Genomic DNA, 17,619 nt, shown 5'->3' with positions numbered 1-17,619 from the left:
CGGATGACGAGCGCCCCGCCCGACGACGCTTTCAACCACGCGGACGCGCCTGAGCGGCCGACGCCCGCGCCGACCCCGGACACGGTGGACGACGTTGCCGTGCACGCGCAGCGGTACGAGGCGGCGCTGCCCGTCCCGGACGCGCTCGACGCGGCGCAGTTCATGCCGGTCCTCGCGCCGACGCACTTCTCGGCGTTGCTGGACGACCTGACCGGGCAGCTGCCGCTCATCCCGGACGAGGCGGCGCGCAGCGTCCTCACCACGCGCGCGCGCCTGCTGCGCCTGAACGTCGAGCAGTACCGCGTGCACCACCACACGACGCAGCAGACGCTCAACCGCATCCTCGCGGAGACGGGCGTGGGCGTGCGCGACGCGTGGGCGCGGCAGCAGGAGCACCTTCAGTTCATGAACGCGGCGAGCAGCAGCGTGGAGCGCGAGTACGCGGCGGCCAGCGACGCCATCGAACACGCGAAACGGCAGCGGTTCGAGATGATCACGTTGTACGGCGCGACGCCCGACACGCGCGACGCAGAGGCGTTCTACCAGCAGCTCGCGCTCGGGCAGCTCGCGCAGGAGGGGCACCCGATCCGCCCGCCGGAGCAGCGCAGCGGCAGCAAACGCGTGTTCAACGCGTTCGCGGTGTTCAGCAAGTTTTTTGTGGGGCTGCTCAGTGGCGTGAGCATCAACCTGCTGTTCAACCCGGAGTCGCGGCTGTACCTGACGCTCATTGCGCTCGCGGCGGGCGTGATGTTCAGCGTGCTGCTGCTGTGGCTGGTGGATGAGCTGGCGTACCGCGCGAAGCTCGCGCAGCGCACGCCCGGCATGGCGCGCCCGTGGACGTACGTGACCGGCATCGTGCTGGTGAGCGCCCTGTACTTGGGCGTGGAGGGGTACCTGAACTGGGACGGCATTCTGCGCGTCACGCAGGAGATCGCCGCGAACGCCGCGCAGCAGGGGCAGCTCACGGACCTCAGCAGCGACGCAGGCGCGGCGGGCGTGCCGCAGCACTGGTCGCTGCTGGCGTTCACGCTCGCACTCGTGAGCATGGCGGTGGGCGCGTCGCTGCTGCAGGGCCGGGAGCGCGCGCGAACGGTGCTGGAACGCGAGCGGCTCGCGGCGCGCGTCGCGCAGTTGAAGCTCGGGCAGCAGTTCACCGAGGCGGCGCGCACCACCGACCTGGTGAAGTACCTGGAAGAGGAGCGCGCGCGCCTCGCACCGCCGCGCGACGTGACCAGCCCGGACCACGCGCGCCTGAACGAGCGGGTGCTGAGCCACTGGGAGCAGGAGCGCGACGCGCACGTGCAGACGCTCGGGGGGCGCATCGTGCAGGACGCGCAGCACCTGCAGGCGTCGCTGGAGGCGTTCGCGGAGCAGGTGCTGCAGGCCCGGCACCCGAAGCCCCGGCGGGGCCTGACGGGGTGGGTGCGGGGCGGCGAGCTGCGCTCCTGAGCGCACCACGAAAGGGGGCGCCGAGCCCGGCGCCCCCTTTGCCCTGAGGTTCAGACGCGTTCGATGACGGTCGCGATGCCCTGCCCGACGCCGATGCACATGGTGACGAGGCCGAACTGTCCGTCCGTGCGTTCCAGGGTGTTCAGCAGGGTGGTCATGAGGCGCGCGCCGCTGCAGCCGAGCGGGTGGCCGATGGCGATGGAGCCGCCGCCCGGGTTCAGGCGTGGGTCGAGGGGGTCGAGGCCGAGGTCGCGCGTGACCGCGAGGACCTGCGCGGCGAACGCCTCGTTCAGCTCGATGGTGTGCAGGTCGTCCAGGGTGAGGCCGGCGCGCACGAGGGCCTTGCGGGTGGCGGGCGCGGGGCCGATGCCCATGATGCGCGGCTCGACGCCTGCGACGGCGAAGCTGCGGATGACGGCGCGGGGCTTGAGGCCGTGCGCTTCGGCGTACGCGCGGCTGGTGATGGCGAGCGCGGCGGCGCCGTCGTTCAGGCTGCTGCTGTTGCCGGCGGTGACGCTGCCGCCCTTGCGGAACGCGGGCTTGAGTTTCGCGAGCGCGTCGGGCGTCGTGTCGGCGCGGGGGCCCTCGTCGCGGCTCACAACGGTGGGGCCTTTCTTGCCGGGCACCTCGACGGGCAGGATTTCGGCGTCGTACTGGCCGGCGTCCCACGCGGCGACGGCCTTCTGGTGGCTGCGCAGCGCGAATGCGTCCTGCTCCTCGCGGGTGATGCCGAACTGCTCGGCGAGGTTCTCGGCGGTTTCGCCCATCGCGTCGGTGCCGTGCAGTTCCTGCATGCGGGGGTTCACGAAGCGCCAGCCGAGCGTGGTGTCGTACGTGACGAAGTTGCCGTTCTTGAACGCGCGGTCGGGTTTGGGCATGACGTACGGCGCGCGGCTCATGCTTTCCACGCCGCCGGCGAGGTACACGTCGCCCTCGCCGGCCAGGATGCTTTTCGCGGCGAAGTTGATGGCGTCGAGGCCGCTGCCGCACAGGCGGTTCACGGTGGAGCCGGGCACGGTCACGGGCAGGCCGGCGAGCAGCGCGGCCATGCGGGCGACGTTGCGGTTCTCCTCGCCGGCGCCGTTGGCGTTGCCGAGGTACACGTCCTCGATGTGCTCGGCGGGGATGCCGCCGGCGCGGTTCAGCGCTTCGCGGAGGACGAGGGCGGCGAGGTCGTCGGGGCGGACGCCGCTGAGGGCGCCGGCGTACTTCCCGATGGGCGTGCGGACGGCGGAGACGATGACGGCTTCAGGCATGGGTGGGCTCCTGTTGGGGGTGGATGGTGGTGCGGCCGGCGAGGGCGAGGCGGCGCAGGTGCGGGTGCGGGCGGTAGCGGTCGTCGCCCGTCTCATGATGCAGCCCTTCGAGGATGCCGAGGACGGCGCGCAGGCCGAGCAGGTCCGCCCACGCGAGCGGGCCGCGCGGGTAGTTGGTGCCGAGGCGCATGGCGGTGTCGATGGTCTGCGCGTCCGCGACGCCTTCCGCGAGGGCGCTGATGGCTTCGTTGGCGAGCATGGCGATCGTGCGCGCGGCGACGCCGCCGGGCGTTTCGCCGACCTTCACGGCGTTCAGGCCCGCGCCGCGCAGGAGGGCGAGGGCGGCGTCCGCGACGGCGGGGGCCTGCAGGGCGGGCATGACCTCCCAGAGGGTCTCTTCCGTGAGGGGCGGCGTGACGCTGAACGCCGCGACGCGCTCCGGGTACGGCATGCGGGCGGCGAGAGCGGTGGCGCTGCCGGGGTACGCAAGCGTGAGGATGTTCCCGCGGGGGCGCAGTTCGCACAGGCGTTCGCGGCGTTCCAGACTTTCGCCGCAGTCGATGATCCAGTCGGCGTCCGCGAGGCTCGCGCGGGGGTACGCGGCGAGGGCCGCCTCGATGAGCGGGCGGATGCGGGCGTTGCCGTGGAAGGCGACGCGGACGTTCGGCGCGGGGACCGGCTCGGCGGTCCGGGTCGGCGCCGCGTCCGGTTGGGTTTCGTGGCGGTAGTCGTAGAAGCCCCGCCCGGTCTTGCGGCCCAGGCGGCCCGCGCCGACGAGGCGGGCCTGCGTGGGGTGCGGGCGGTATTTGGGGTCGCCGAAGTACGCTTCGAAGACGCTGACGGTGGCGGCGTAGTTGATGTCGAGGCCGATCAGGTCCATCAGTTCGAAGGGGCCCATGCGGAAGCCGGCGCCGCGCAGGATGCGGTCGAGGGCGGCGTGGTCGCCGACCTGTTCGGCGTGGAGGCGGAGCGCCTCGCCGTAGTACGGGCGGGCGACGCGGTTCACGATGAAGCCGGGGGTGTCCTGACAGCGGATGGGCGTCTTGCCGAGCGCGCGGGCGAGGTCCGTGACGGCCTGCACGGCGGCGTCGCTGGTGTCGGCGCCGACGATGACTTCCACGAGCGGCATGCGCGGCGCGGGGTTGAAGAAGTGCATGCCGACAACGCGGGAGGGGTCGCGGACGGTGCCGGCGATGGCGCTCACGAGCAGGGTGCTGGTGTTGGTGGCCAGGATGGCGTTCGGGGCGACGTCGTCGAGTTGCCCGAACAGGGTGCGTTTCAGGTCGAGGCGTTCCGGGGCGGCTTCGATGATGATGCGGCTGGTGGCGTGCGCGGCGAGGTCGGTGCTGACCGTGAGGCGCGCGAGGGCGTCTTCGGGCGTGCCGGTCAGTTTGCCGCGTTCGTGGAGTTTACGGAGGCTGGCGGTGATGCTGGCACGGGCGCGGTCGAGTTGCGCGGCGCTCACGTCCGTGAGGGTGACGGGGTGGCCGTGGGCGAGGGCGAGTTCGGCGATGCCGGCGCCCATGGTGCCCGCGCCGATCACGCCGAGCGGGGCGGAAGGGGTGGTGGTCATGGCGACCGCAGCATACCAAACGCTCGTTAGGCGGGGCGGGAGGTCCGCTCCTGCGCGCAATGGCGGATGGCGCCACCAGCGGCGTCCGCTACGCTCCGTACACCCACGGAGGCCCCATGACCGAACCTGCCCTTCTGCCCGAACTGTACGTCAGCGACTTCCCGCGCAGCGTCGCCTTTTACACCCGGGTGATCGGCTTCCAGGTGCGCTACGACAGCCCGGAGGAGCGCTTCGCGTACCTCACTCTGGGCACCGCGGCGTTGATGCTGGAGGAGCCCACGCGGCCCGAGCGGACGCTGCTCGCCGCTGAACCGACGCCGCCGTACGGGCGCGGCATGAACCTGTCGGTTACCGTGCCGGACGTGCACGCCGTGTACGCGCGCGAGCGCGCGGATTCTGCTGCCGATGGAGGACCGCTGGTACCGGCGGGCGGACGAGGAGGTCGGGAGCCGGCAGTTCGTGGTGCTGGACCCGGACGGGTACGTGCTGCGGCTGGTGCAGGGCCTGGGCGTGCGGCGACCGGACCTCACCGCCGCCCGGTAATGACGAGCGGCGTCACGTCCGGCCCCTCGAAGCCGGGGGTGTAGGCGCGCACGACCACGGCGAGGTTCCGGCCGTACACCCACGCCGTCTCCAGGCGGTACTGCGCGGCGCACGCGCGGCTGCGGGGCAGGCGCGCGTCATGCTGGAGGTCCACGCCGTTCACGCGCAGGCTCAGGCCCGACGGGGTGAGGGTGGCGGGCAGGAGGCCCCGGCCCGCACGGTCATCGCAGGCGTTCGGGACGGGGTAGGTACGCAGGGCGAGCGTCCATCCGGCGGCCGTGAGGGTTTCCAGCGCCTGAGGCTGCGGCCACGGCACGGGCGCGCGGAAGGTCTTGAGGAAGAGGCGCCGGCCCGTGAGGGGCCGCGTGAGGCCGTAGCGGGTCAGCGCTGCCCGCTGGGCGGTCATGAGCTGCTGCGCGACCGTGCGGGCGCTGGCGCCTTCGCGCGTGGTGAGTTCTGCACGCAGCAGGATGGTGTTCGCGCGGACGTCCGTGACCTGCAGCGTGGCGGTGGGCAAACCGCTGCCGTCCTGCACGTACGCCGTGAGGAGCAGGTGGTGGCGGCCGTCCGGGCTGAAGCCCGCCTGGAGGATCTCGGGGACGTTCGCGGCGCTCGCGGTGCCGAGCAGGGCAGTCAGGATCAGGGGCAGAAGGGCGCGCATGGGGCGAAGGTACGCCGCTTGGATGAAGCGCGGCTGACGCGCAACGGCGTTGCGCCCTGGCACAACTGTGTATCGCGTCACTTCATGATGTGGACATCTCCCCTATTCTTCTCATCGTTCGCGCCCATGGCGCGAGCCACACCTCTTATCCAGAGCGACACAGGGATCTGGCCCAGTGACCGTCGCAGCAACCGGCCCTCATCACGGCACGGTGCTCTCCAGCCCGACCGCGCCAACGATGGCCCAGCGGCGGGACCGATAAGGGAAGGGTCCCACGCACTATGCACGTCCCCTTCTCCGACACCCTCGGGAGGGGACGTTTTCGTTGTCCTCCCCTCCCGGACGCATCACCTCACCGGAAAGGAGGACGCCCGCGCGTGTCCCACTCCCCTGCGCTGGACTTCCAGCACGTCACGAAAACGTACCCGGCCCAGACCACCCCGGCCCTGCGTGACCTCACGCTCAGCGTCCCCCGCGGCAGCCGCACCGGCATCATCGGCCGCAGCGGCGCCGGCAAGAGCACCCTGGTGCGCCTCATCAGCGGCCTCGAAGCGCCCACGAGCGGCACGCTGCGCGTCAACGGCGTGGACCTCCAGGCGCTCAGCGGCGCCGAGCGCCGCGCGCGGCAGGCCCGCACCGGCCTGGTGTTCCAACACTTCAACCTCCTCGCGGGCCGCACGGCGCTCGCAAACGTCACGCTGCCACTGGAACTCGCCGGCGTGCCCCGCGCGAAACGCGAAGCGCGCGCCCGCGAGCTGCTCGCGCAGGTCGGCCTCGCGGACCACGCGGGCCGGTACCCGGCGCAGCTGAGCGGCGGGCAGCGGCAGCGCGTCGGCATCGCCCGCGCCCTCGCCTCCGACCCGGAGCTGCTGCTCGCGGACGAGGCGACGAGCGCCCTCGACCCGGAAACGAGCGCGGGCATCCTCGCGCTGCTCGCGGACCTGCAGCGCGAACGGGACCTGACGCTCGTGATCGTCACGCACCAGATGGACGTCGTGCGCGCCGCGTGCACGCACGTCGCCGTACTGGACCACGGCGAACTCGTGGAGCACGGCGAGGCGCGCGCGGTCCTGAACGCCCCGCAGCACCCCGTCACGCGCGCGCTGCTGGACGCGCACCGGCCCGCCGTGACGGTCGAAGCCGGGGAGCGCCTCGCGCACGTGACGCTGCCGGACCTGAGCGCCCGCACCCTCACGGCCCTCGCGGGGTTGGGCGCGCGCGTCGTCGCAGCGGACACGCACGCGCAGGGCGTCAGCGCCTGGCTGGCCCTGCCGGAACACGCCCCCGACCCCACCGCGCACGTGGCGCGCACGGCCGCGCTTGCCGGAGGTGCCCGGTGAGCCTCGCCGAACTGCTCTGGCAGGGTACCCTGGAAACGCTGCTGATGGTCATGCCCAGCGCCCTGATCGCGCAGGCGCTCGGCACGCTGCTCGGCGTGGTGCTGCACCTCACGCGGCCCAGCGGCCTCACGCCGAACGCGTTCAGCCACCGCCTGCTGGACGCCGCCGTGAACGTCGGACGCAGCCTCCCGTTCATCATCCTGCTGGTCCTGCTGATTCCGCTCACGCGGCTGCTGACCGGCACCAGCATCGGCAGCACCGCCGCGATCGTGCCCCTCACCGTCGCTGCCATTCCGTTCGTGGCGCGCCTCGTGGACGGCGCCCTGCGGGACGTGCCGACCGGCGTGACCGAAGCGGCGCGCGCGATGGGGGCGAGCACCGCGCAGGTCGTGTTCAAGGTGCTGCTGCCCGAGGCGCGCCCCGCGCTCGTGCACGGCTTCACGGTGATGCTCGTGAGCCTGATCGGCTACAGCGCCATGGCGGGCGCCATCGGCGGCGGCGGCCTCGGCGACCTCGCCATCCGCTACGGCTACCAGCGGTTCGAGACGGACATCATGATCGCCACGGTCGTGGTGCTGCTCGTCCTCGTGCAGGGCGTGCAGTGGATCGGCGACCTCACGGCGCGCAAGATCGACCACCGCTGAAACCCTCACGTCGGCTTTCGCTCGCGCGTTGCGGGCGGGCCCTTCACACCCCGAGGACGTCCACCATGCGTACACCTGCCCTGATCGCCACCCTCGCTCTTCTCTCCGCCGCCAGCGCCGGCACGCTCCGCGTGGGCGCCACGCCCGTGCCCGCCGGGGACCTGCTGGAATTCGTGAAACCCATCCTCGCGAAGCAGGGCGTCACGCTCGTCATCCGCGAGTTCAGCGACTACGTGCAGCCGAACGTCGCGCTCGGCGAGGGCAGCATCGACGCGAACCTGTTTCAACACGTCCCGTACCTGAACGCCTTCCAGGAGAATCGCCCGCTGAACATCGTGCCGGTCAGGAAGATCTACCTGCCGCCGCTCGGGCTGTACAGCAAACGCGTGAGCAGCGTCACGGCCCTCAAGAACGGCGCGACCATCGCCATTCCGAACGACCCGAGCAACGGCGCGCGGGCCCTGCAGCTCCTGCAACGCGCGGGGCTGATCCGCCTGCGCGACGGCGCGGGCGCGAAAGCGAGCGTGCGCGACATCGTCAGCAACGTGAAACGCCTGAAGTTCCGCGAGCTGGAAGCGGCGCAGCTGCCCCGCGCGCTCGCGGACGTGGACGCCGCCATCGTGAACACGAACTACGCCCTGGAAGTCGGCCTGAACCCCACCAAGGACAGCATCTTCCTGGAGGACCGCAACAGCGTATACGCGAACGTCCTCGCCACCACGAAGGACAAGGTGCGCAACCCGGACGTGCTGAAGCTCGTTGCGGCGCTCACCAGCCCGGAAGCGAAGGCGTTCCTGCTCAAGAAGTACAGCGGCAGCATCATCCCCGCGTTCTGAAACGCCCCGAACCCCCACCCCCCTTCTGACCCCTGCACTGGAGATCTACCCATGACGCACATCACCCGTTTCGCCCTGATCGCCCTCGCCCTGTCCGCCACTGCCAGCGCCGGCACCCTCCGCGTGGGCGCCAGCCCCGTCCCGCACGCCGAGATTCTGGAGGTCGTGAAGCCCATCCTCGCGAAGCAGGGCGTGAACCTCGTCATTCGCGAGTTCACGGACTACGTGCAGCCGAACCTCGCGCTCGCGGACGGCAGCATCGACGTGAACTTCTTCCAGCACGTGCCGTACCTGAACGAGTTCCAGAAGGGCCGTCCGCTCGGCATCGTGGCGGGCGCGAAGGTGCACGTGGAACCCATCGGCCTGTACAGCAAGCGTGTGAAGGACCTCAAGGCCCTCAAGGCGGGCGCGACCATCGCCATTCCGAACGACCCGAGCAACAGCGGCCGGGCGCTGAAGCTGCTGGAACGCGCGGGCCTGATCCGTCTCCGCCCGGAAGCGGGCGTGCAGGCGACCGTGCGGGACATCACCACGAACGTGAAGCGCCTGAAGTTCCGCGAGCTGGAAGCGGCGCAGCTGCCGCGCGCGCTCGCGGACGTGGACGCCGCCATCATCAACACGAACTACGCCCTCGAGGCGAACCTGAACCCGCTCAAGGACGCGCTGGTGCTGGAAGACAAGCGCAGCCCGTACGCGAACGTCCTCGCGGCGAAGCCCGCGACGCTGAAGAACCCGGATTACCTGAAGCTCGTCAAGGCGCTCCAGAGCCCCGAGGTGAAGGCGTTCCTGCTCAAGAAGTACAACGGCGCGGTCGTGCCCGCGTTCTGAACGCCGCCGGAAGAGGGGGCGAACCGCAGGGTTCGCCCCCTCTCTTCTGGGCCCGCTCAGGCCTGCGGGGTGCCGCGTGGCCTGGAGGGCGCCGTGGCCGGGCCGGTGCCGCGCGTATGAGTAACGGACGATCAGTCAGGCAACCGGAAATAATGCGCACAACCGCGGGCGCGGCGCCCCAGGAGAGGCGCCCCCGACGACAACCGAAACCCTGACCTCCGGCCCCGCTCCCGGAGGACCCGCACAGGGCTTCGGTCGTCACGGCCACGCACGAGGTACGCATGCAATCGTCGGAAACGCGGAAGCTCCACGCCTCCTCCTACGCCCACCCGTCCGCCCCCGCCGCCCGCACGCGCACCTCCAGCGGCATGCACTTCCTCGCCGCGGTGCTCGGCTGGACGTTCGCGTTCAGCGCTGCCCTCGCCGGCGTGGTCTGGTTCGTTGACCCGCGCGGCGAATTCGGCCGCGACCAGTTCCCGAAAGTCACACTCGACGCCCGCCGCCAGAAAATGCAGCTGTTCGAGGCGTACAACACCGCCGCGCCCGTGCAGGCGCTCATCCTGGGGTCCAGCCGCACCATGAAACTCGACCCGCGCGCCTTCGAGCAGCGCACCGGCCTGCGCTTCTTCAACTTCACGGTCGATGCCGCGCGCGCTGAAGGGTACCTCGCCGTGTACCGCTGGGCGCGCGCGCAGGGCGCCCCGGTTCGCCGCGTGCTGGTCGGCCTGGACGTGGAAGCCCTGCACGACGACGACGTGCCGTTCGTGAACCACCGCAACAACGGCGCGCTGCGCGCCATGATCGAACCCGGCCCGACCGCGCTGGTGCAGTGGTCCGCGCAAGTAAGTCGCCTCAAGGGCCTCTTCACCGCCGCGTACCTGCAGGACACCGCGCGGGTCGTGCTGGCCTCCGCGCGCGACACCGCCGGCGTCCCGGCGATGCAGTTCACGGGGAACGGGTACCTGCAGTACCCCCGCTGGGAGGCGCAGCAGACACGCGGCACCTTCGACTTGAAAGCGGAGGTGGACGCGTGCCTGCCGGCGTACCTGAACCGGTACCGCACCATGCGGGGCCTGTCCGCGCAGCGCTGGGCGTACCTGGAGACGCTGGTGCGGGAGGTGCAGGCGGACGGCGGTCAGGTCGACATCTGGATTTCGCCGCTGCATCCGGACACGGCGGCGCTGCTGCGCCGGGAAACGCGGTACGCGGCGCTGCTCGCTGAAACGCGCGCCCACCTGCAGGGCCTCGCGCGCCGCACCGGCGTCCGCGTGGCGGACTACTCGGCGCCGCAGCGGTTCGGCGCGGACGCCCAGGACTGGTTCGATTGCGCGCACCTCGACAACCGTGGGGCGGCGCTCCTCACGGACCACCTGCTGAGCACGGAAGGCCGCCGTGGTCTTTAACTCCGACGTGTTCCTGTTCGCGTTCCTGCCGGTCGTGTTCGTCCTGTTCTGGACACTGCGCACCCGGCAGGCGCGGTACGTGCTGCTGACCCTCAGCGGGTACGTGTTCTACGGGTACTGGGACTGGCGGTTCTGCGGGCTGATGCTGTTCTCCAGCCTGGTCAGCTTCGCGGCGGGCCTGCTGATCGACCGGGCGCGCACGCCGCGCGAGAAGCGCGCATGGATGATCGGCACGGTCCTGGTGGACCTGACGCTGCTGGGGTTCTTCAAGTACTACAACTTCTTCGCGGACACGCTGCACAGCGTCGCGCCGGGCATTGCCCCGCCGCTGCTGAACATCATCCTGCCGATCGGCATCAGCTTCTACACGTTCCATACCATCTCGTACGTCGTGGACGTCGCGGCGGGCCGCGTCCGCGCGACGCGCAACATCTTCGAGTACCTCACGTACGTGAGCCTGTTCTCGCAGCTGGTGGCGGGCCCCATCGTGCGCTTCCGGCAGATCGAGGAGGACCTGGAACGCATCGACAAGCGGCCCCAGGCGGACCAGATGGCGCTCGGCGTGGGATTCTTCGCGGTGGGGCTGATCAAGAAGGTGGTGGTGGCGGACAGCATCGCGCGCCTCGTCGACCCGATGCTCGCGGATTTCGGGAACCTGTCCATGGCGGGCGCGTGGCTGGCGGCGCTGGGGTACACCTTCCAGCTGTACTACGACTTCAGCGGGTACTCGGACATGGCGGTGGGGCTGGGGTACCTGTTCGGCATTCGCATTCCGCAGAATTTCAACGCACCGTACCAGGCGCTGGGCATCGGGGATTTCTGGCGGCGGTGGCACATCAGCCTGTCGAGCTGGCTGCGGGATTACCTGTACATCGCGCTGGGCGGGAACCGCCGGGGGCCGACGCGCACCAACGTCAACCTGGCGCTGGTGATGCTGATCGGCGGGTTGTGGCACGGCGCGAACTGGACGTTCGTGGTGTGGGGCACGTATCACGGGCTGCTGCTGGTGCTGGACCGGGCGTGGCAGCCGTGGCTGCAGCGATGGCCGCCGCTGCTGTACCGCTGGGGCACCTTCCTGGTCGTGGTGATCGGGTGGGTGTTCTTCCGCGCGGAGAGCCTGCCGATGGCGTTCGCGTGGCTGGGCAAGATGGTCGGAGTGGGGGCGGGCGCGCTGGACGCGCCCACCACCCTGGTGGCCCTGTGCGCGCTGAGCTTCGTGGCGGTGAACACCCTGCCGGAAACGTGGCACTTCCGGTTCCCGCGGGGTGTACGTTCGGCGCCGCTGTACGCGCTGGGCTTGCTGCTCGCTTACGTGTTCATGAACGGCGCGAGCAGCACCTTCCTCTACTACCAGTTCTGAAGGTGCGTGGGTGAGCGTCCGCCCGGGCCTCGGGCGGGCGCTCACCCACGTCAGGGGTGCGGGTCGCCGCGTTCGACGAGCAGGACGCTGCCGGTCACGCCAGTCACGCGGACGGTGGCGCCCTGCGGCGTGTCCGGGCCCTGCGCGAGCCAGACGGAGTCCCCGGCGCGGACCTTGCCGGTGCCGTTCACGATGCTCTGCGTGACTGTGAAGGTGCGGCCCACGAAGCGCGCCGCGGGATTGTTGAGGGTGTCGGCCTGCGGATCGCGGGGGAGGCGCGCGACGTAGCGGCGCCCCAGCACGACCGCGACGGCGCTCAGGCCCGCGAACAGCAGCAGCTGCAGCGGCACGGGCAGCGGGAACACGAACACGACCAGCCCGAGCGCGAAGGCCGCGATGGCGACCCACACGAAGAAGATGCCGGGCGCGGCCACTTCGAGGATCAGCAGGAGCGCGCCGAGAATCCACCAGTGCCACGGGCGGACGCTGTCCCAGGTGGGCAGGAAGTCCACGGCGCCTAGTCTTTCCGCCCGAAGGCTTCGCGGGCGAGTTCGCTGATGGCGCCGATGACGCTGGACGCTTCGAGCGGCATGAACAGCACCTTCTGGTTCGGGGCGCTCGCGATGGCCTGCAGGCTGCCGACGTACGGGATGATGAGGTTCAGGCCGGGTTTGAGGGTCCGCTGGAAGCGCCCGGAGCGTTCCTGCGTCCATCCGGAGCCCTGGGGGGCGCTTTTGACGCTGGCGAGCAGCGTGACCAGAACCAGAATCAAGAAAACGATGCCGAACACCGTGAAGCCCATGCTTTCCTCCTGCATCACGGAGTACGCGGCGCGCGGCGGAAGGGTTGCGTCAGGTGGGCCAGGGGACCGTGAGGTGCCCGAGGAAGTCGAGGTGCCGCCAGAGGGGGTGGGCGTTCTGGCCGGTGAGGTGCGCGGCGAGCAGCCTGATGACGGTGCCGTGCGCGACGACCGCGACGCACGGGTGCGGGTGGGCGCCCATCGTGGCGGTGACGGCGGCGTGGTAGCGGGCGCGGGCGAGGTCGGCGCTTTCCTCGCCCATGACGCAGCGGGTGGGTTGCGCGAAGAACTCCGCGACGCGCGCGTCGAAGTCCGTCTGGGTGCCGCAGGGGACGGTGTAGCGCAGGTGCTCGTGCAGGCCCAGCATGCGCCGCGCGGGGACGCCGAGGGTGCGGGCGAGCGCGGCGGCGGTCTGCTCGGCCTTGAGCTCCTCGCTGCGGATGACGACGCCGGGCGTGGGGTTCAGGCGCGCGGCGAGGGTAGGCACGCCGGTGAGTCCGTGCGGGTGCGCGGGCCAGTGGTGGGCGGGCACGCCGGGGGTGGGGGCGGGCCGCGCGTGCTTGATGAGGTGGCGCGTGCGGGTCACGCGCTCAGGGTAGGCGCGTGACCCGCACGGCGGAGCCTCTGGTGGGTTACCGGTGCGCGGTCTTCCAGTCGGCGATGAAGCCCGCGAGGTCCTCCTGGAGGTTGTCGGCGAGCTGGTCGTAGAACTCGTCGGTGTCGTTGAAGGTGCCGTACGCGGTGCTGTCCCACAGCGTGATGTACGAGACGCGGAGGCGGCGGGTGCCGAGCGTCAGCGTTGTGGGGTCGGCCAGGTCGAGGTCGAGGTTGATTTTGGTGGCGTACGTGAGTTTCTCGTCGTCGTCGGTGTACGCGTCGATGGAGACGGTCAGGTCGGCGAGGCAGGTTTTGCTGTTGCCGGTGCGGATGCCGGCTTTGGTGAGGGCGCCCACGAGGTCTTTTTCGAGGTCCGCGGCGAAGTCGTCGTCGTCCTCGTCGTCGACGGTGACGTAGACGGAGGGGGGGCAGAGGTCCGCGGCGGTGAAGTCGCGGAGGTTGCCGCTCTGATGATCGGCGAGGGCGGGGGTCGAGGCAGCTGCGAGGGCCGCCACCATGGGCAGCAGAAGTGTGCGCTTCATGCTCCACTGTAGACAGGCGGGCGCGGCGATTGAAAGCAGATGTGGAAACGCTCAGTGAACCCTCATGCCCGCGCGTGCCTGCACCCCCCGTTCCAGGCGAACGAACGTTAGGTAAAGGTGGAGTATAGTGGCGGCATGAACAACCCCGTCAGCGCGTTCCTGGAACGTGAACATGGCGTTTACATCGGCGGCGAATGGGTCAGCGGCCGGGACACCTTCGAAACCCTCAACCCCGCCACTGGGGAGGTGCTCGCGCGCGTCACGCAGGCCGACGAGGGCCTGGTCGATCAGGCCGTCGCGGCGGCGCGCGCCGGTCAGGCCGTGTGGGGCGCCACGCCGCCCGCCGCGCGCGCCCGCGTCCTGAACAAACTCGCGGACCTCATCAGCAGCAACCGCGACGAACTGGCCCTGCTCGAAACGCTCGACAACGGCAAACCCCTGCGTGAAAGCAAAGGCGGTGACGTCCCCCTCGCCGCGGAGCACTTCCGCTACTACGCCGGGTGGGCCACCAAGGCGGGCGGGCAGACGAACCCCGTCAGCGCGCCCGGCATGCTGAACTACACGCTGCGCGAACCCGTCGGCGTGGTCGCCGCCATCGTCCCGTGGAACTTCCCACTGTTGATCGCCACGTGGAAGCTCGCGCCGGCCCTCGCCATGGGGAACGCCGTCATCCTCAAACCTGCCGAGCAGACGCCGCTCACGGCGCTGCGCCTCGCGGAACTCGCGCGTGAGGCGGGCCTGCCCGAAGGCGTCGTGAACGTCATTACTGGTGACGGCCGCACCGGCGCGGCGCTCGTCGCCCACCGGGGCATCGACAAGGTCAGCTTCACGGGCAGCACCGAGGTCGGCAAGAAAATCGTCGTGGGCGCCACCGGCAACCTCAAACGCGTCAGCCTGGAGCTCGGCGGGAAAAGCGCGAACATCGTGTTCGCCGACGCGAACCTCAAGCGCGCCGTGCGCGGCGCCGTCATGGGCCTCTACTACAACCAAGGGCAGATCTGCATTGCCGGGAGCCGCATTCTCGTGGAGCGCCCCGTGTACGAGCAGTTCACGGAACTGCTCGCGGGCGCCGCGCGCGGCATCACCCTCGGTGACGGCCGCGAGGACACCACGCAGATGGGTCCGCTCGTGAGCGCCGAGCAGCGCGACCGCGTGCACGGGTACGTCACGCAGGGGCAGGCGGCGGGCGCGCAGCTCATCGCGGGCGGCGCGCTGCACGGCGAGCGCGGCTTCTTCTACCAGCCGACGGTCCTCACAAGCAGCGACGGCCAGAACATCGCGGCGCGCGAGGAGATCTTCGGGCCGGTCGGCGTGGTCATCCCGTTCGACAGCGAAGAGGAAGCCGTCGCGCTCGCGAACGACAGCGAGTACGGCCTCGCGGGCGGCGTGTGGACCGAGCACCTCGGGCGCGCGCACCGCGTCGCAGCGGGCATCCGCACCGGCACCGTGTGGGTGAACACCTACAACGCGTTCGACGCGGCCAGCCCGTTCGGTGGGTACAAGCAGAGCGGCTGGGGCCGCGAGATGGGTGAGCAGGCCCTCGACCTGTACACCGAAATCAAGAGCGTCTGGATCAACACGAAGTAAGGACACATGCGCACGACAAGGCTGCTGAACCAGCGGCGCGCGCCCTGACCCGGGCGAGACGGCCGCACCCCACGCCCTCTCGCCCCGAACCAGGAGTTAGCCCCTTGACCACGAACAGCACCGCGGACCTGCTGCAGGTCCTCAACGAACACGGAGAGGTCGTCCGCCCGGACCTCCTCCCGGACGCCAGCACGCTCACCATGCTGTACCGCGCCATGCGCCGCATCCGCCACTTCGACGAGCGCGCCGTCGTCCTGCACCGGCAGGGCCGCATGGGCGTGTTCCCGCCGTACGGCGGCATGGAAGCGTCCCAGGCGGGCACCGCCCTCGCCCTCACGCCCGAGGACTGGCTGCTCCCCACCTACCGCGACACCGGCGCGGCCCTCGCGTACGGCCTGCCCGTGTCCACGACCGTCGCGTACTGGCGCACCAGCCCGCACGGCTGGGCCATGCCGGAACACCTCAAGGTCCTCCCCTTTTACATCCCCATTGCCACGCAGTACCCGCACGCGGTCGGCTGCGCCGTCGCCGAAGCGCGCCAGGGCACGCAGAACGTCGCCATGGCGTACATCGGCGACGGCGGCAGCAGCGAAGGGCAGTTCCACGAGGCGCTGAACTTCGCGGGCGCCCTGAACGCCCCGTGCGTGTTCATCCTCCAGAACAACGGCTGGGCGATCAGCGTGCCCACCCGCACGCAGACGCGCGCCACGAACCTCAGCAAACGCGCCGACGGCTACGGCATTCCTGGTGTGCGCGTCGATGGGAACGACATCATCGCCGTGTACCACGCGGCGAGTGAAGCCGTCGCCCGCGCGCGCCGCAGTGAGGGCCCCACCCTGATCGAAACGGTCACGTACCGCGTGAAACCGCACACCGTCAGCGACGACCCCAGCCGCTACCGCACCGAGGACCTCACGCGCGAATGGGAAGCGAAGGACCCCGTCGTGCGCCTCGCCGCGTACCTGCGCGCGCAGAAACTCTGGGACGACGCGCACGAGGACGCCCTGCAATCGGAGATCGTCGAGGAATTCGAAGCGGCCGTGCGCGAGGCCGACACGTACCCGGAACCCAGCCCCACCGAGATTCTCGACCACGTGTTCGCTGAGCCCACGCCGCAGCTGCGCGCGCAAGGCGAGGAACTGCGCCGCGAGGTGAACGCATGACCGCCGCTCCCCCCACCAAACCCGCGACCCGCACCATGACGATGGTCGCCGCCATCAACGACGCGCTCGCCATCGCCCTCGAGCGCGACCCGGCCGTGCACGTGTTCGGCGAGGACGTCGGCGTGATGGGCGGCGTGTTCCGCGCCACCGACGGCCTGCAGGCCCGCTTCGGCGCGCAGCGCGTGTTCGACACGCCCCTCGCGGAAGCCGGCATCGTCGGCATGGGCGTCGGCATGGGCCTCGCGGGCCTGCGGCCCGTCGCGGAAATTCAGTTCGCGGGGTTCCTGTACCCGGCGCTCGACCAGGTGCTGTCGCACGTGGGCCGCTACCGGCACCGCACGCGCGGACGCTACCACGTCCCCATGGTCGTGCGCGCGCCGTACGGCGGGGGCGTGCACACGCCCGAGCAGCACGCTGACAGCCCCGAGGCGATCCTCGCGCATGTGCCCGGCGTGAAGGTCGTCATCCCCAGCACCCCCACCGACGCCAAAGGGCTGCTGCTCGCCGCCATCGAGGACCCCGACCCGGTGTTCTTCTTCGAGGCGATCAAGCTGTACCGCAGCACGAAGGAGGAGGTGCCGGAAGGGCACTACACCATCCCGCTCGGCAAGGCCCGCGTCGTCACCGAGGGCGACGACGTGACTGTCATCACGTACGGCGGCATGGTGGACGTGAGCCGCAAGGCCGCTGACGCCGCCCGCGCGCACGGCATTGGCGTGGAAGTCATCGACCTGCGCACCATCACGCCGCTCGACACCGAAACGGTCCTCGCGTCCGTCCGCAAGACGGGCCGCGCAGTCGTGGTCACCGAAGCGCCCCGCACGGGCGGGTACCACAGCGAAATCGCTGCGGTGATTGCGGAGGAAGCCATTGACGCGCTGCTCGCGCCGGTCGTGCGCGTCACGGGGTTCGACGCACCGTACCCGCCGTTCACGAGCATCGAGGACACGTACCGCCCGAACCCGGCGCGCGTGGCCCGCGCCATCAAGCAGGTCATGGCGTACTGAGCAACTTCTCCGAGAGGGGCGCTGCGATTGC

General features: G+C 70.6%; 18 protein-coding genes, 1 pseudogene and 1 riboswitch. Of the genes and pseudogenes, 12 read left to right on the top strand and 7 right to left on the bottom strand.

Going from position 1 to position 17,619, the window contains the following annotated elements:
* Nucleotides 1–3: 3 nt before the first annotated feature.
* Nucleotides 4–1,449: a hypothetical protein gene (locus DEIMA_RS05655; protein WP_013556271.1), complete on the top strand. Its 1,446-nt coding sequence runs from the start codon at nt 4–6 to the stop codon at nt 1,447–1,449.
* 50 nt (nt 1,450–1,499) lie between these two features.
* Here the strand turns inward: DEIMA_RS05655 and DEIMA_RS05650 are convergent, their stop codons facing one another.
* Nucleotides 1,500–2,705: a thiolase family protein gene (locus DEIMA_RS05650; RefSeq protein ID WP_013556270.1), complete on the bottom strand. Its 1,206-nt coding sequence runs from the start codon at nt 2,703–2,705 to the stop codon at nt 1,500–1,502.
* A complete protein-coding gene (locus DEIMA_RS05645; protein ID WP_013556269.1) occupies nt 2,698–4,278 on the bottom strand; it encodes a 3-hydroxyacyl-CoA dehydrogenase in 1,581 nt (526 codons plus the stop codon). Before DEIMA_RS05645 ends, DEIMA_RS05650 begins: the two co-directional genes overlap by 8 nt.
* Before the next feature lie 59 nt (nt 4,279–4,337).
* On the opposite strand from DEIMA_RS05645, the pseudogene DEIMA_RS18940 reads away from it, so the two are divergent.
* Together DEIMA_RS18940 and DEIMA_RS18620 are read left to right on the top strand one after the other, a co-directional pair.
* A pseudogene (locus DEIMA_RS18940) lies at nt 4,338–4,598 on the top strand (VOC family protein); the annotation flags it as partial.
* An 85-nt stretch (nt 4,599–4,683) separates the two neighbouring features.
* Nucleotides 4,684–4,821, top strand: coding sequence for a VOC family protein (locus tag DEIMA_RS18620; protein WP_245528351.1), 138 nt, complete (start codon nt 4,684–4,686; stop codon nt 4,819–4,821).
* Here DEIMA_RS18620 and DEIMA_RS05635 read toward each other — a convergent pair.
* Nucleotides 4,805–5,482: a DUF2259 domain-containing protein gene (locus tag DEIMA_RS05635; protein WP_013556268.1), complete on the bottom strand. Its 678-nt coding sequence runs from the start codon at nt 5,480–5,482 to the stop codon at nt 4,805–4,807. The two genes, DEIMA_RS18620 and DEIMA_RS05635, sit on opposite strands and share 17 nt — an antisense overlap.
* A 142-nt stretch (nt 5,483–5,624) precedes the next feature.
* A riboswitch (SAM riboswitch) is annotated at nt 5,625–5,747 on the top strand.
* Nucleotides 5,748–5,859: 112 nt separating this feature from the next.
* On the opposite strand from DEIMA_RS05635, the gene DEIMA_RS05630 reads away from it, so the two are divergent.
* The 6 genes from DEIMA_RS05630 (at nt 5,860) to DEIMA_RS05605 (ending at nt 11,893) form a co-directional block, all read left to right on the top strand.
* On the top strand, nt 5,860–6,822 hold the full coding sequence (locus DEIMA_RS05630) for a methionine ABC transporter ATP-binding protein (RefSeq protein ID WP_013556267.1): 963 nt from the start codon (nt 5,860–5,862) through the stop codon (nt 6,820–6,822).
* On the top strand, nt 6,819–7,466 hold the full coding sequence (locus DEIMA_RS05625; protein ID WP_013556266.1) for a methionine ABC transporter permease: 648 nt from the start codon (nt 6,819–6,821) through the stop codon (nt 7,464–7,466). Before DEIMA_RS05630 ends, DEIMA_RS05625 begins: the two co-directional genes overlap by 4 nt.
* A gap of 65 nt (nt 7,467–7,531) precedes the next feature.
* On the top strand, nt 7,532–8,302 hold the full coding sequence (locus DEIMA_RS05620) for a MetQ/NlpA family ABC transporter substrate-binding protein (protein WP_013556265.1): 771 nt from the start codon (nt 7,532–7,534) through the stop codon (nt 8,300–8,302).
* A 51-nt stretch (nt 8,303–8,353) separates the two neighbouring features.
* The gene (locus DEIMA_RS05615) at nt 8,354–9,130 is read left to right on the top strand and encodes a MetQ/NlpA family ABC transporter substrate-binding protein (protein ID WP_013556264.1); all 777 of its coding nucleotides are present in this window, start codon (nt 8,354–8,356) and stop codon (nt 9,128–9,130) included.
* A 281-nt stretch (nt 9,131–9,411) separates the two neighbouring features.
* On the top strand, nt 9,412–10,533 hold the full coding sequence (locus DEIMA_RS05610) for an SGNH/GDSL hydrolase family protein (RefSeq protein WP_013556263.1): 1,122 nt from the start codon (nt 9,412–9,414) through the stop codon (nt 10,531–10,533).
* On the top strand, nt 10,523–11,893 hold the full coding sequence (locus DEIMA_RS05605) for an MBOAT family O-acyltransferase (protein ID WP_013556262.1): 1,371 nt from the start codon (nt 10,523–10,525) through the stop codon (nt 11,891–11,893). Before DEIMA_RS05610 ends, DEIMA_RS05605 begins: the two co-directional genes overlap by 11 nt.
* Nucleotides 11,894–11,943: 50 nt before the next feature.
* Here the strand turns inward: DEIMA_RS05605 and DEIMA_RS05600 are convergent, their stop codons facing one another.
* From DEIMA_RS05600 to DEIMA_RS05585, 4 genes are read right to left on the bottom strand one after another with little or no spacing between them, the layout of a single operon-like run.
* Nucleotides 11,944–12,405 (bottom strand): NfeD family protein, encoded by a 462-nt coding sequence (locus DEIMA_RS05600; RefSeq protein WP_013556261.1) that lies wholly within the window; start codon nt 12,403–12,405, stop codon nt 11,944–11,946.
* 5 nt (nt 12,406–12,410) lie between these two features.
* Nucleotides 12,411–12,695, bottom strand: coding sequence for a hypothetical protein (locus DEIMA_RS18615; protein WP_013556260.1), 285 nt, complete (start codon nt 12,693–12,695; stop codon nt 12,411–12,413).
* Nucleotides 12,696–12,744: 49 nt separating this feature from the next.
* Nucleotides 12,745–13,278: a histidine phosphatase family protein gene (locus DEIMA_RS05590; protein WP_013556259.1), complete on the bottom strand. Its 534-nt coding sequence runs from the start codon at nt 13,276–13,278 to the stop codon at nt 12,745–12,747.
* Nucleotides 13,279–13,324: 46 nt separating this feature from the next.
* Nucleotides 13,325–13,831 carry a hypothetical protein gene (locus DEIMA_RS05585; RefSeq protein WP_013556258.1) on the bottom strand — a complete coding sequence of 169 codons (507 nt, stop codon included), beginning with the start codon at nt 13,829–13,831 and terminating at the stop codon, nt 13,325–13,327.
* 135 nt (nt 13,832–13,966) lie between these two features.
* On the opposite strand from DEIMA_RS05585, the gene DEIMA_RS05580 reads away from it, so the two are divergent.
* From DEIMA_RS05580 to DEIMA_RS05570, 3 genes are all read left to right on the top strand, one after another.
* Nucleotides 13,967–15,418 (top strand): aldehyde dehydrogenase family protein, encoded by a 1,452-nt coding sequence (locus DEIMA_RS05580; RefSeq protein ID WP_013556257.1) that lies wholly within the window; start codon nt 13,967–13,969, stop codon nt 15,416–15,418.
* Between the two features lie 104 nt (nt 15,419–15,522).
* Nucleotides 15,523–16,581 carry a pyruvate dehydrogenase (acetyl-transferring) E1 component subunit alpha gene (pdhA, locus tag DEIMA_RS05575; protein WP_013556256.1) on the top strand — a complete coding sequence of 353 codons (1,059 nt, stop codon included), beginning with the start codon at nt 15,523–15,525 and terminating at the stop codon, nt 16,579–16,581.
* Nucleotides 16,578–17,588, top strand: a complete 1,011-nt coding sequence (locus tag DEIMA_RS05570; protein WP_013556255.1) for an alpha-ketoacid dehydrogenase subunit beta — start codon at nt 16,578–16,580, stop codon at nt 17,586–17,588. Before pdhA ends, DEIMA_RS05570 begins: the two co-directional genes overlap by 4 nt.
* Nucleotides 17,589–17,619: the final 31 nt, after the last annotated feature.

Source organism: Deinococcus maricopensis DSM 21211 (assembly GCF_000186385.1).
GTDB lineage: Bacteria > Deinococcota > Deinococci > Deinococcales > Deinococcaceae > Deinococcus_B > Deinococcus_B maricopensis.
Note: the sequence above shows the minus strand (reverse complement) of the source record. Positions and strands in the feature narration are given on the sequence as shown.

Coding starts and splice junctions, on each gene's coding strand:
- DEIMA_RS05655 (WP_013556271.1), top strand. CDS start 4: ATGACGAGCGCCCCGCCCGACGACGCTTTCAACCACGCGGACGCGCCT.
- DEIMA_RS05650 (WP_013556270.1), bottom strand. CDS start 2,705: ATGCCTGAAGCCGTCATCGTCTCCGCCGTCCGCACGCCCATCGGGAAG.
- DEIMA_RS05645 (WP_013556269.1), bottom strand. CDS start 4,278: ATGACCACCACCCCTTCCGCCCCGCTCGGCGTGATCGGCGCGGGCACC.
- DEIMA_RS18620 (WP_245528351.1), top strand. CDS start 4,684: ATGGAGGACCGCTGGTACCGGCGGGCGGACGAGGAGGTCGGGAGCCGG.
- DEIMA_RS05635 (WP_013556268.1), bottom strand. CDS start 5,482: ATGCGCGCCCTTCTGCCCCTGATCCTGACTGCCCTGCTCGGCACCGCG.
- DEIMA_RS05620 (WP_013556265.1), top strand. CDS start 7,532: ATGCGTACACCTGCCCTGATCGCCACCCTCGCTCTTCTCTCCGCCGCC.
- DEIMA_RS05615 (WP_013556264.1), top strand. CDS start 8,354: ATGACGCACATCACCCGTTTCGCCCTGATCGCCCTCGCCCTGTCCGCC.
- DEIMA_RS05610 (WP_013556263.1), top strand. CDS start 9,412: ATGCAATCGTCGGAAACGCGGAAGCTCCACGCCTCCTCCTACGCCCAC.
- DEIMA_RS18615 (WP_013556260.1), bottom strand. CDS start 12,695: ATGGGCTTCACGGTGTTCGGCATCGTTTTCTTGATTCTGGTTCTGGTC.
- DEIMA_RS05585 (WP_013556258.1), bottom strand. CDS start 13,831: ATGAAGCGCACACTTCTGCTGCCCATGGTGGCGGCCCTCGCAGCTGCC.
- DEIMA_RS05580 (WP_013556257.1), top strand. CDS start 13,967: ATGAACAACCCCGTCAGCGCGTTCCTGGAACGTGAACATGGCGTTTAC.
- DEIMA_RS05570 (WP_013556255.1), top strand. CDS start 16,578: ATGACCGCCGCTCCCCCCACCAAACCCGCGACCCGCACCATGACGATG.